We start from the raw sequence: 11,307 nt of genomic DNA on the forward strand, positions 1-11,307 counted from the left end.
GGCCAACTGCGTACTGCGTCATCAGCTTCGCTATCGCAACCGGCGTGTTGGCTATCTCGCCGTAGAAACGTGGATCGCCACCGGCACTGTCCGCAATCGAGACAGCGATCGTCGCCTTATGGACATCCAGGCCTACATATTTGCTAAACTCGTTCATGACCTACCTCCTCAATTGCGGCTCTGCGCCGAAAGGTTCACCAACCCTCAGCGTAACCCGCGTCCGTTGAGGTTGGTAGGTCAATACATTCTGTCTACCCGTGCGACAGCCAGCGCGGCAGCCCGTCGAACTGCTGGGCGCCCTCGCCGGAGAAGCGGATCAGTTCGTGCAAGGGCACCATGGCCAGGTTGTCGCGGCCATAGTGTCCGCCCAGCGCGCTGGGAATCCGGAGGCAGTACTTGCGGCCGGCCGTCAGCGGGCCCAGCGTCATCTCCGCCAGGCGCACCTGTTCCGGCATGTACCAGCCGTCCAGGAAATCCTGGTTGTACGACAGGGCGTCCAGGGCGGCGCGGTCTTCGGCCACCGGCTCGCACCGGAGGTCTTGCGGCGACAAGCGCCAGTACATGCCGTCCTCGTCGCGGACGATCAGGTTGCCGAAGGCGTTCTCGCCCAATACCTCGACCGCGTTCAGGCCGGTCCAGCCCCACGCGTCGTTGATGTATTCCACAGTAATCATCGTTGGCTCCGCTTTCATGTGTGCAGTGCAGTCGACATGCGTTCGACCGGACTGGACGGCGGAGGTTGCGCGGGGCTGGGGAATGCTTGCGCCCGGTCGAACGGGCGAGCGCGGCAGGGCCAAAACGAAAAAGCCGCTGATCCGGAACAGGATCAGCGGCTTTGGAATCTGGTTGCGGGGACAGGATTTGAACCTGTGACCTTCGGGTTATGAGCCCGACGAGCTGCCAGACTGCTCCACCCCGCGTCTGATGCTTTGCATTATACGCGGGTTCGGCACTTCCGGCAATCCCGATTCTCCAACGCCCTCCAATTGCAGCATGAGCCGTCTCCGCGCCGGGCACGAACGGCTGGCGGATTGCGGTACAGCCGACCCCAATACGGTGGTAAAGTAAGGGCAACTTAATTTATCCGTTTCCTATGAAATTCTGCTCCGAGTGCGCCCACCCGGTCACGGTGGCCATCCCCGAAGGGGACAACCGCCCGCGTTTCGTATGCACCAATTGTGGCACCATCCATTACCAGAACCCGAAGATGGTGATCGGCTCGATCCCCGTGTGGGAACAGGACGGCGAACTCAAGGTCCTGCTGTGCAAGCGCGCCATCGAGCCGCGCTACGGCTACTGGACGCTGCCGGCCGGTTTCATGGAAAACGGCGAGAGCACCAGCGCGGCCGCCGCGCGCGAGACCGAGGAAGAAGCCGGCGCGAACATCGAACTGGGCGATCTGTTCACCTTGCTGAACGTCGTGCACGTGCATCAGGTGCACATGTTCTACCTGGCGCGCCTCGTCGACCTGGATTTCGCGCCGGGCATCGAAAGCCTGGACGTGCAATTGTTCAGTGAAAACGAAATCCCGTGGAGCGAACTCGCCTTCCCCACGATCCGCACGACGCTCGAACTGTTCTTCGCCGACCGGCTCAAGATCCGCGAAGGCGGCACCTACGGATTCCACACCCGTGACATCGCGGGCCCCATGCGCGCGCCCGTCCAACCCGACTGACCGCCGACCATGATTCCCTGGCTCGAGGCCCATACGCCGTTTCCCGACGTGTCCGAAGCGTTGACGACGGACGCGCCGGGCCTGCTCGCGGCCGGGGCCGACCTCTCGCCGGCGCGCCTGCTGCAGGCGTACCGGAACGGCATCTTCCCGTGGTTTTCCGAGGGCCAGCCCATCCTCTGGTGGAGCACCGATCCGCGCATGGTGCTGTACACCGACCGCTTCAAGGTCAGCGCCAGCCTCCAGAAAACGCTACGCAAGATCGAGTGCAGCCGCCAGGCCGGCGGGCCCTGGGTCGTGCGCTTCGACGGCGCGTTCGAAGCCGTGATGCGCGCCTGCGCCGCCCCGCGCAAGGACGGGCCCGGCACGTGGATCTCGGAAGACATCATCGCCGGCTACACGGGCCTGCACCGCATGGGTTACGCGCACTCGTCCGAGGTGTGGCTGGACGGCGAACTGGTCGGCGGCGCCTACGGCGTGTGCATCGGCCGCATGTTCTACGGCGAATCGATGTTCGCGCGCGTGTCGGACGCGTCGAAGGTCGCGCTGGCCTACCTGGTCGCCTTCCTGCGCGGCCAGGGCGTGAAATTGATCGACTGCCAGCAGGAGACGGGCCACCTGGCCTCGCTGGGCGCCGTCCCGATCCCGCGCCGGGAATTCCTGCATCACCTGCGCCAGGCGATCCAGGAACCGCCCATCGAACGTTGGGAAGTTGCGCCACCGTTGACCACCTAACGGTGTGCGGCGCCGTCTTTAGCTACAATGGGTTCAACACACGTCGTTCCGAGAGCTTTGCATGACGCACCTGAATGATCTGCCCTTTTCCACGCTGCAGTTCTATACGACGGCACCGTATCCTTGCAGCTATCTCGACGCACGCCAGGCCCGGTCGCAGGTTGCCACGCCATCGCACCTGATCAACGCGGACGTATATTCGGAACTCGTGCGCAGCGGCTTCCGCCGCAGCGGCATCTTTACCTACCGTCCCTACTGCGACGGCTGCCGCGCCTGCATCCCCGTGCGCGTGGCGGCCGAGCGCTTCACGCCCAACCGCAGCCAGCGGCGCGCATGGAACCGCCACGACGACCTGACGGCAATGGTGGCCAACCTGTCGTTCTCCGACGAGCATTACGCGCTGTACCTGCGCTACCAGACGACGCGCCACGTGGGCGGCGGCATGGACCAGGACAGCCGCGACCAGTACGCGCAATTCCTGCTGCAAAGCCGGGTCAACACACGCCTCGTGGAATTCCGCGAGCCGGACGGCACCTTGCGCATGGTATCGATCATCGACGTGTTGTCGGACGGCCTGTCGTCCGTGTACACGTTCTTCGACCCGGACGTGGCCGGTGCGTCGTTCGGCACGTACAACGTGATGTGGCAGATCGGCCAGGCGCGCGAGCTGGGCTTGCCCTACGTCTACCTCGGCTACTGGATCGAGCAGAGCCCGAAGATGGCGTACAAGATCAATTTCAAGCCGCTGGAAGCCCGTATCGACGGCGTGTGGGGTGTGCTGGATCGCTGATCGGCCGTGGTATGTGAATGATGCGGCATTGCATCCATACAAGGTAAAATGTCGCCCAAATCACGATAGCCGATCATGTCCGACAAACTCCTGTACGCCCTCGCCCGCCCGCTGCTGTTCTCCCTCGACCCTGAAAGGGCCCACAACCTGACCCTTCCCGCCCTGCGCCGTGCCGCGGCGATGGGGTGGACGGGCTTCGTCAAGAAACCGAAACCCGATCCGCGCACGGTCATGGGCATCACATTCCCGAACCCGGTCGGCCTGGCCGCCGGCCTGGACAAGGACGGCGCCTATATCGACGGCCTGGCCGCCCTCGGCTTCGGCTCCATCGAGATCGGTACCGTGACGCCGCGCGCCCAGCCGGGCAACCCCAGGCCGCGCATGTTCCGCCTGCCGGCCGCGCAAGGCATCATCAACCGCATGGGCTTCAACAACGGCGGCGTCGATGCCTTCGTCGCCAACGTCCAGTCCTCGCGCTTTTACCAGGAACGCCAGGGCGTGCTGGGCCTGAACATCGGCAAGAATGCCGACACGCCCATCGAAAAAGCGGCCGACGACTACCTGGCATGCCTGCGCAAGGTGTATCCGTACGCCAGCTATGTCACCGTGAACATTTCTTCGCCCAATACGAAGAATCTTCGACAGCTGCAGGGCGCGTCCGAGCTGGATGCGCTGCTGTCGCAGCTCAAGGAAGAACAGTCGCGCCTGGCCGACAAGTATGGCCACTACGTACCGCTGGCACTGAAGATCGCGCCGGACGTGGACGGCGACCAGATCCGGAACATCGGCGGCGCCCTGGTCCGCCATGGCATCGATGGCGTGATCGCCACCAACACGACGCTGAACCGCCGCGACGTGGAAGGCATGCGCCATGCGAACGAACAGGGCGGCCTGTCGGGCGCACCCGTGTTCGACCTGTCCAATATCGTGATCCGCGCGCTGAAGGCCGAAGTGGGCGAGGCCGTGCCGATCATCGGCGTGGGCGGCATCCTGAGCGGCCGCGACGCCAAGGCCAAGATCGATGCCGGCGCGAAGCTCGTGCAGCTGTACAGCGGCCTGATCTACCGCGGCCCCGCTCTCGTGCGCGAGTGCGCGGACGCGTTGCGCGCGCAAAGCTGAGACTGGTAGGGTGGGCACCCCTGCGCCCACGCGTGACGTATGCGGTTTGTTGGCGTTACGCGTGGGCACGGGGTGCCACACCCTACGCCCTGCGCAGTCGTCAATCCGCGACGACGGGATGCAACGCCTTCTCGATATCCGTCTTGGTAAAACCTTGCGCAAAACGCTCGATGAAATCGTAGGCGTAGGCGCGCAGATAAGCGCCGCGGCGCACGGCCAGCCGCGTGACGTTCGGCGCAAACAGGTGCGACGACTCGATCGCACGCAGCCCGCGGTCGCGGCCGTGATCGAATGCCATCGAAGCGACAATACCCACACCCATCCCCAGCGACACGTATTGCTTGATGACGTCCGAATCCATCGCCGTCAGCATGATGTCCGGGCTGACGCCGGCGGCGGCAAACGCCGAGTCGATGTGGCTGCGGCCCGTGAAGCCGACGTCGTACGTGATCAGCGGGAATTCGGCCAGGTCGGCCAGCTTGATCGGCGACTGTTGCAGCAACGGGTGCCCGTCCGGCACGACGACGAGGTGGCTCCAGCGGTAGCACGGGAACGACACGAGGTCGGGGAACGTGGACAGGCCCTCGGTCGCGATGCCGATGTCGGCGCGGCCCGACAGCACCCATTCCGCGATGTGTTCCGGTGCGCTCTGCTGCAGGGCGATGCGCACGCCCGGGAACGCCGTGCGGAACGCCTGCACGACCTGCGGCAGCGCGTAGCGGGCCTGCGTGTGGGTGACGGCGACGGTGAGCGTGCCGCTGTCCTGCGCGGCGTATTCGCTGCTGGCCTGCTGCAGGTTCTCCGCTTCGACGAGCAGGCGCTCGATGATCTTGAGGATGCCCTTGCCCGGATCCGTGAGCCCGGTCAGGCGCTTGCCGTTGCGCTCGAAGATGACGACGCCCAGCTCGTCCTCGAGTTCGCGGATCTGGCGCGACACGCCCGGCTGCGACGTGAACAAAGCGTTGGCCACGTCGGTCAAATTGAAATTACGGCGCGCGGCTTCGCGCACCGAACGCAGCTGTTGGAAATTCATATGTCCGCTCCCTGATCTACAAATACGTGCATGCGCCTCGGTTTCACCAGCAGCGTCTCGCCATCGCGCAGGCCCAGCTCGCGGTAGCGCTCGTTCGGAATCACGGCCTCGATGATCTGGGCATTGTCGGCACGCTCCAGGTCCAGCTGGGCCAGCGGGCCGATCGCGTGCGCGCGGCGCAGTTTCACGGCGACGCCCTCGCCGCCGGCCACATAGCGCTCGACGTCGAGGTCGTGCGGACGCACGTAGGCGATGCCTTCGCCGTTCTTCACGTCGGCATATTGCGGCGCGTGGAACGTGGCGTCGCCGCTGGCCAGCACGCCTTCGTGCACGCGGCCGTGGAACAGGTTGACGTTGCCCAGGAAGCCGTAGACGAACGGCGAGGCCGGGTGGTTGTAGACGTCGGCCGGCGTGCCGAGCTGCTCGACATGGCCCTTGTTCATCAGGACGACCTGGTCCGCCACTTCGAGCGCCTCTTCCTGGTCGTGCGTGACGAAGATCGACGTCACGTGCAGCTCGTCGTGCAACTGGCGCAGCCAGCGGCGCAGTTCCTTCCTCACCTTGGCGTCGAGTGCGCCGAACGGCTCGTCCAGCAGCAGCACGCGCGGCTCGACGGCCAGCGCGCGCGCGAGGGCGATGCGCTGGCGCTGGCCACCGGACAGCTGCGGCGGATAGCGGTCGGCGATCCAGTCCAGCTGCACGAGCTCCAGCAGCTTCTTCACCTTCTCGCGGATCTGCGCTTCGGACGGCCGTTCCTTGCGCGGCTTCACGCGCAGGCCGAAGGCGACATTCTCGAACACGGTCATGTGCTTGAACAGCGCGTAATGCTGGAACACGAAGCCGACCTGGCGCTCGCGCACGTGGCGGTTCGACGCGTCGTCGCCGTCGAGCAGCACGCGGCCCGCGTCCGGGAACTCGAGGCCGGCGATGATGCGCAGCAGCGTCGTCTTGCCGCAGCCGGAGGGGCCCAGCAGCGCCGTCAGCTCGCCGTCGGCGAACTTCAGCGAGACGTCGTCCAGGGCCGTGAACTGGCCGAACTGCTTGCGGATATGTTGGACTTCGATCGTCATGTCAGTGCTCCGTGGTGTGGGCTTGCACGCTGGCCTTCTGGGCCTGGTGCATGCGCCATTCGATAAAGGTTTTCACGGCCAGCGTCACGAGGGCCAGCAGCGCCAGCAGCGATGCGATCGCAAACGCGGCCGTGAAGTTGTATTCGTTGTAGAGGATCTCGACCTGCAGCGGCATCGTGTTCGTCTCGCCGCGGATGTGGCCGGAAACGACCGACACGGCGCCGAACTCGCCCATCGCACGGGCGTTACACAGGATCACGCCGTACAGCAGGCCCCATTTGATGTTGGGGAGCGTGACCTTGAAGAATGTCTTCCAGCCGGACGCGCCCAGCACGAGCGCCGCCTCTTCCTCTTCGCTGCCCTGCGCCTGCATCAGCGGGATCAGCTCGCGGGCGACGAACGGGAACGTGATGAACACGGTCGCCAGCACGATGCCCGGCACGGCGAACAGGATCTTGATGTCGTGGTCCATCAGCCACGGACCGAACCAGCCCTGCGAACCGAACAGCAGCACATAGATCAGGCCCGCGATCACGGGCGACACGGAGAACGGCAGGTCGATCAGCGACAGCAGGATGCTCTTGCCGGGGAAATCGAACTTGGCGATGGTCCACGCGGCGGCCACGCCGAACACGAGGTTCAGCGGCACGGCGATGCCGGCGGCGATGAACGTCAGCCTGATGGCGGACAGCGCGTCCGGATCGAGCACGGATTCCTTGTACGTGTCCCAGCCTTTCTTCAGGGCCTCCGTGAACACGGCCACGAGCGGCACGAACAGGAACAGCGTGAGGAAGACGAGTGCGACGGCGATCAGCGCGTAGCGCACCCAGCCCGGTTCCAGCGTATTGGTGGCCTTGCGCGGCGCCTGGGCGACCACGGCGGCCTTGTCTTTCAGGTGATTGTCGAGGACGGCACTCATATTATTTTCCCGCACGCTTGCGCGCCCAGGCCTGCAGCAGGTTGATGGCCAGCAGGAGCAGGAAGGACACGAGCAGCATCACGACGGCGATGGCCGTGGCGCCCGTGTAGTCGTATTGCTCCAGCTTGGTGATGATGAACAGCGGCGTGATCTCGGACACCATCGGCATGTTGCCGGCGATGAAAATCACCGAACCGTATTCGCCGGTGGCACGGGCGAACGCGAGGGCGAAGCCCGTCAGCAGCGCGGGCACGACGCTCGGCAGGATCACCCGGGTAAAGGTCTGCCACGGGCTGGCGCCCAGGCTGGCGGCCGCTTCTTCCAGTTCGCGCTCCGCGTCTTCCAGCACCGGCTGCACCGTGCGCACGACGAACGGCAGGCCGATGAACGTCAGCGCGATGACGACGCCCAGCGGCGTGAACGCGACCTTGATGCCGACCTGTTCCAGGTATTTGCCAATCCAGCCATTGGTCGAATACAGCGACGTCAGCGTGATGCCGGCGACGGCCGTCGGCAGCGCGAACGGCAGGTCGACGAGCGCGTCGACGAAGCGCTTGCCGGGGAACTGGTAGCGGACCAATACCCACGCCACGATGCCGCCGAACACGACGTTGATGGCCGCGCCGATCAGTGCGGCGCCAAAGCTCAGCCGGTAAGACGCCATCACGCGGTCGGACGTGACGGCGCTCACGAAGGCATCCCAAGTCATCGTGAACGTCTTGAGGAAGATCGCCGACAGCGGGATCAGCACCAGCAGTGCGAGGTAAAAAATCGTGAACCCGAGCGAGAGTCCGAACCCGGGGATCACCCGGTTGGCACTGTTTCGCGATAGTAGTGTGCTCATCTTACGCCTTATTACAATTTCTTCTAACAGAACGAAATATTCTCATCGAAATGGCATATTGCAAACGAAGCATTCCGCATTTGCATAGAAGATTCCCGTATTAGCGAATCCCAAAAAGCAGGAAAGGCGCCTTGCGGCGCCTTTCGTTCAGTGGAGCAGCTTGACCGCCACTCCCGCCAGCGTCATCGCCAGCAATCCCCGTAGTACCTTCTCCGGTACGGCCCGGGCGGCCCAGGAACCCAGTGTGATCCCGGGCAGGGAGCCGATCAGCAAGGCCATCAGCAACGGCCAGTTGATCGAACCCAGCCACCAATGCCCCACCGCGGCGATCGCAGTCAGCGGCACGGCGTAGGCGATGTCGGTACCGGCCACCTCGGCCGGCGTCAGGCGCGGATACAGCATGACGAGCAGCGTGGCGCCGATGGCGCCCGCGCCGATCGACGAGATCGTCACCAGCGTGCCCAGCACGGCGCCGGACACGACCGTGGCGACCACCAGGCTGCGTCCTTGCAGCTGGCGCGACGGATGGGCGTTGACCCAGGCGAGCATCTTGCCGCGGAACAGGATGGCGACGACGGTCAACAGCACGGACACGGCGATCGAATAGCGGATCACCTTGCCGATGGCGTCGTTGAGGGGACCGAAGTATTGCAGCGCCAGCGTGGCGAGGAGCGCGGCCGGCAGCGCGCCGAGGCACAGGCGCCCGACGATATCCCAGTGCACGGTGCCGCGCGAGCGGTGGGTAATGGTGCCGGCGCTCTTGGTGATCGAAGCGAAGGCGAGATCGGTGCCGACGGCAACGGATGGATTGACACCGAACAGCAACGTCAACAGAGGCGTCATCAGCGAACCGCCACCGACACCGGTCATGCCGACCAGCAGACCAACTGCGAATCCCGACAAGATGTATGTAATTGACATTCTTTACCCCCCATGTTGGCCCCAAGGGTAAAGCTCCTCAGCCGTAAAACAAACAACACGTTCCTTATTTGCTTATTCGGACTATGCGTTTGGGCAACGTAGGGTGGGCACCCTGTGCCCACGCGTGACGTCCGTGTCATGTTGGCATCCGCGTGGGCACGAGGGTGCCCACCCTACCGCCATGCGGACGTTGACGCTTATTTGTTGGGCTGCGGGGTCAACCGGAGGTAAGGCTTCGGCGCCGTGAAGCCCTTCGGATATTTCTGCTTGAGCTGCTCCGGATCCTGAACCGTCAGCGGGATGATCACGTCATCGCCATCCTTCCAGTTGCCCGGCGTCGCCACGGTATAGCCGTCGGTGAGTTGCAGCGCATCGATCACGCGCAGCACCTCGTCGAAGTTGCGGCCCGTGCTCATCGGGTAGGTGATGATCAGGCGCACTTTCTTGGCCGGATCGATCACGAACAGGGAGCGCACGGTCGCCGTGGCCGACTGGTTCGGGTGGATCATGTCGTACAGTTGCGAAACCGATTTGTCGGCGTCGGCGATGATCGGGAAGCCGACGACGGTCTGCTGGGTTTCCTCGATATCCTTGATCCATGCCTTGTGCTGCTCGGTCGGGTCGACGGACAGCGCGATCGCCTTGACGTTGCGCTTGTCGAATTCCGGCTTGAGTTTCGCGGTGAGGCCCAGTTCGGTCGTGCAGACCGGCGTGAAGTCGGCCGGATGCGAGAACAGCACGACCCAGGAGTCGCCCGCCCACTCGTGGAAGCGGATGCGGCCGATGGTGGATTCCTGTTCAAAGTCCGGCGCGGTGTCGCCCAGGCGTAAAGTCATGATCATCTCCTTGTGTTGGTCAGAAAAAGCGGTTGTACAGGACGACGGCCCAGGTGGCGGCCGCCATCGTGATCGCCAGTGCCACGGCCGCGCTGCCGAGGTCTTTCGCGGCCTTGGACAGCGGGTGACGCTCCAGCGAGACCCTGTCAACGACGGCTTCGATGGCTGCGTTGATCAGTTCGACGAGCAGCACGAGGCCCAGCACGGCGATCAGCGCCAGTTTCTGGAACGCCGAGATCTTCAGCAGCAGCGCGACGATGGCGGCCGGCACGGCCACCATCAGTTCCTGGCGGAACGCGTGCTCATGCTTCCAGGCGGTCATGAAACCTTCGATCGAATAGCGGAAGGCGGCCGCGATGCGACCCAGGCCGCCCTTGCTCTTGAACTCACTGCTCGGTTGATCCATGGTTGTTTCGGCAAGCTGTACAAAAACGCCATTATGCGCACACAGCTTCATGCCCATGCAACAGCAACTTGATTGGGTTACCACTTTTTTTCACATTATGGTATAAAGTAGAGAAATATACCGCACTGCACCAACCACATCATGAAAATGGAAACCCCCGAACCGGCGAAGACTTCCATCCAGGTCATCGAGCGCATGGTGGCCCTGCTCGACGTGCTGTCGAGTCACCCCGACCCTGTCAGCCTGAAAGAGTTGTCGAAGATTTCCGGGCTGCACCCGTCCACGGCGCACCGCATCCTGAACGACATGGTGGTGACGCGCTTCGTCGACCGCGTGGAACCGGGCACGTACCGCCTCGGCATGCGGCTGCTCGAACTGGGCAACGTCGTCAAGAGCCGGCTGTCCGTACGCGAGGCCGCCGTCGACCTGATGCGGGCACTGCACAACAAGACCAAGCAGACCGTCAACCTGTCCGTGCGCCAGGGCGACGAGATCGTCTACATCGACCGCGCGTTCTCCGAGCGCTCCGGCATGCAGGTCGTGCGCGCGATCGGTGGACGCGGTCCGCTGCACCTGACGTCGACGGGCAAGCTGTTCCTGTCGATCGACGAGCCGAAGGCGATCCGCGCCTATGCCACGCGCACGGGCCTCGCGGGCCACAACAAGAATTCGATCACGGACCTCACGCGCCTGGAGCGCGAACTGTCGCTCGTGCGCGCCCGCGGCTATGCGCGCGACAACGAGGAACTGGAACTGGGCGTGCGCTGCATGGCGGCCGGCATCCACGACGACAGCGGCAAGCTGGTCGCGGGCCTGTCGATCTCGGCCCCGGCGGACCGGCTGCAGGATGAATGGCTGGAAGACCTGGTGAACACGGCGGCGCAGATTTCCGCGACCTTGGGTCACCGGACCGGCGGGACGAACTGATACGTAGGGTGGGCACCCTGTGCCCACGCGTGACG

Annotated in this window: 13 protein-coding genes and 1 tRNA gene; 5 read left to right on the forward strand and 9 right to left on the reverse strand. The window is 64.2% G+C overall.

Going from position 1 to position 11,307, the window contains the following annotated elements; genetic code table 11:
* Positions 1–251 precede the first annotated feature (251 nt).
* Together AC1DYX_RS21330 and AC1DYX_RS21335 are read right to left on the reverse strand one after the other, a co-directional pair.
* Positions 252–674, reverse strand: a complete 423-nt coding sequence (locus AC1DYX_RS21330; protein WP_477262521.1) for a T6SS immunity protein Tdi1 domain-containing protein — start codon at positions 672–674, stop codon at positions 252–254.
* A gap of 169 nt (positions 675–843) precedes the next feature.
* A tRNA-Met gene (locus AC1DYX_RS21335) sits at positions 844–920 on the reverse strand.
* A 173-nt stretch (positions 921–1,093) separates the two neighbouring features.
* Between AC1DYX_RS21335 and AC1DYX_RS21340 the strand changes: the two genes are divergently transcribed.
* The 4 genes from AC1DYX_RS21340 (at position 1,094) to AC1DYX_RS21355 (ending at position 4,316) form a co-directional block, all read left to right on the forward strand.
* Positions 1,094–1,675, forward strand: a complete 582-nt coding sequence (locus tag AC1DYX_RS21340) for an NUDIX hydrolase (protein WP_477262523.1) — start codon at positions 1,094–1,096, stop codon at positions 1,673–1,675.
* 9 nt (positions 1,676–1,684) lie between these two features.
* Entirely contained in the window at positions 1,685–2,407 is a 723-nt protein-coding gene (aat, locus tag AC1DYX_RS21345) for a leucyl/phenylalanyl-tRNA--protein transferase (protein WP_477262525.1), read from the forward strand.
* A gap of 61 nt (positions 2,408–2,468) precedes the next feature.
* Entirely contained in the window at positions 2,469–3,197 is a 729-nt protein-coding gene (locus AC1DYX_RS21350; protein ID WP_477262528.1) for an arginyltransferase, read from the forward strand.
* Positions 3,198–3,272: 75 nt separating this feature from the next.
* Positions 3,273–4,316 carry a quinone-dependent dihydroorotate dehydrogenase gene (locus AC1DYX_RS21355; RefSeq protein ID WP_477262530.1) on the forward strand — a complete coding sequence of 348 codons (1,044 nt, stop codon included), beginning with the start codon at positions 3,273–3,275 and terminating at the stop codon, positions 4,314–4,316.
* Between the two features lie 100 nt (positions 4,317–4,416).
* Here AC1DYX_RS21355 and AC1DYX_RS21360 read toward each other — a convergent pair whose 3' ends face one another.
* From AC1DYX_RS21360 to AC1DYX_RS21390, 7 genes are all read right to left on the reverse strand, one after another.
* Entirely contained in the window at positions 4,417–5,349 is a 933-nt protein-coding gene (locus AC1DYX_RS21360) for a CysB family HTH-type transcriptional regulator (protein WP_477262532.1), read from the reverse strand.
* The gene (locus AC1DYX_RS21365) at positions 5,346–6,419 is read right to left on the reverse strand and encodes a sulfate/molybdate ABC transporter ATP-binding protein (protein WP_477262534.1); all 1,074 of its coding nucleotides are present in this window, start codon (positions 6,417–6,419) and stop codon (positions 5,346–5,348) included. The genes AC1DYX_RS21360 and AC1DYX_RS21365 overlap by 4 nt, the downstream gene beginning before the upstream one ends.
* Position 6,420: 1 nt before the next feature.
* Positions 6,421–7,338 carry a sulfate ABC transporter permease subunit CysW gene (gene cysW / locus AC1DYX_RS21370; RefSeq protein WP_477262535.1) on the reverse strand — a complete coding sequence of 306 codons (918 nt, stop codon included), beginning with the start codon at positions 7,336–7,338 and terminating at the stop codon, positions 6,421–6,423.
* Between the two features lies 1 nt (position 7,339).
* Positions 7,340–8,182, reverse strand: coding sequence for a sulfate ABC transporter permease subunit CysT (gene cysT / locus AC1DYX_RS21375; RefSeq protein WP_477262537.1), 843 nt, complete (start codon positions 8,180–8,182; stop codon positions 7,340–7,342).
* Between the two features lie 147 nt (positions 8,183–8,329).
* On the reverse strand, positions 8,330–9,103 hold the full coding sequence (locus AC1DYX_RS21380) for a sulfite exporter TauE/SafE family protein (RefSeq protein ID WP_477262539.1): 774 nt from the start codon (positions 9,101–9,103) through the stop codon (positions 8,330–8,332).
* A 197-nt stretch (positions 9,104–9,300) separates the two neighbouring features.
* Complete coding sequence (locus AC1DYX_RS21385) at positions 9,301–9,939, reverse strand: peroxiredoxin (RefSeq protein ID WP_477262541.1); 639 nt, start codon at positions 9,937–9,939, stop codon at positions 9,301–9,303.
* Positions 9,940–9,958: 19 nt separating this feature from the next.
* Positions 9,959–10,345 carry a diacylglycerol kinase gene (locus AC1DYX_RS21390; protein WP_477262543.1) on the reverse strand — a complete coding sequence of 129 codons (387 nt, stop codon included), beginning with the start codon at positions 10,343–10,345 and terminating at the stop codon, positions 9,959–9,961.
* Positions 10,346–10,486: 141 nt separating this feature from the next.
* Here AC1DYX_RS21390 and AC1DYX_RS21395 point away from each other — a divergent pair, with 141 nt between their 5' ends.
* Positions 10,487–11,272: an IclR family transcriptional regulator gene (locus AC1DYX_RS21395; protein WP_477262545.1), complete on the forward strand. Its 786-nt coding sequence runs from the start codon at positions 10,487–10,489 to the stop codon at positions 11,270–11,272.
* Positions 11,273–11,307: the final 35 nt, after the last annotated feature.

This window comes from Massilia sp. P2_C2, assembly GCF_056404615.1.

Excerpts from the sequence above, each read along its gene's own strand:
- AC1DYX_RS21365 (WP_477262534.1), bottom strand. The coding sequence starts at position 6,419 with ATGACGATCGAAGTCCAACATATCCGCAAGCAGTTCGGCCAGTTCACG.
- AC1DYX_RS21355 (WP_477262530.1), top strand. The coding sequence starts at position 3,273 with ATGTCCGACAAACTCCTGTACGCCCTCGCCCGCCCGCTGCTGTTCTCC.
- aat (WP_477262525.1), top strand. The coding sequence starts at position 1,685 with ATGATTCCCTGGCTCGAGGCCCATACGCCGTTTCCCGACGTGTCCGAA.
- AC1DYX_RS21350 (WP_477262528.1), top strand. The coding sequence starts at position 2,469 with ATGACGCACCTGAATGATCTGCCCTTTTCCACGCTGCAGTTCTATACG.
- AC1DYX_RS21360 (WP_477262532.1), bottom strand. The coding sequence starts at position 5,349 with ATGAATTTCCAACAGCTGCGTTCGGTGCGCGAAGCCGCGCGCCGTAAT.
- AC1DYX_RS21340 (WP_477262523.1), top strand. The coding sequence starts at position 1,094 with ATGAAATTCTGCTCCGAGTGCGCCCACCCGGTCACGGTGGCCATCCCC.
- AC1DYX_RS21395 (WP_477262545.1), top strand. The coding sequence starts at position 10,487 with ATGAAAATGGAAACCCCCGAACCGGCGAAGACTTCCATCCAGGTCATC.
- AC1DYX_RS21330 (WP_477262521.1), bottom strand. The coding sequence starts at position 674 with ATGATTACTGTGGAATACATCAACGACGCGTGGGGCTGGACCGGCCTG.
- AC1DYX_RS21385 (WP_477262541.1), bottom strand. The coding sequence starts at position 9,939 with ATGACTTTACGCCTGGGCGACACCGCGCCGGACTTTGAACAGGAATCC.
- AC1DYX_RS21380 (WP_477262539.1), bottom strand. The coding sequence starts at position 9,103 with ATGTCAATTACATACATCTTGTCGGGATTCGCAGTTGGTCTGCTGGTC.
- cysT (WP_477262537.1), bottom strand. The coding sequence starts at position 8,182 with ATGAGCACACTACTATCGCGAAACAGTGCCAACCGGGTGATCCCCGGG.
- cysW (WP_477262535.1), bottom strand. The coding sequence starts at position 7,338 with ATGAGTGCCGTCCTCGACAATCACCTGAAAGACAAGGCCGCCGTGGTC.
- AC1DYX_RS21390 (WP_477262543.1), bottom strand. The coding sequence starts at position 10,345 with ATGGATCAACCGAGCAGTGAGTTCAAGAGCAAGGGCGGCCTGGGTCGC.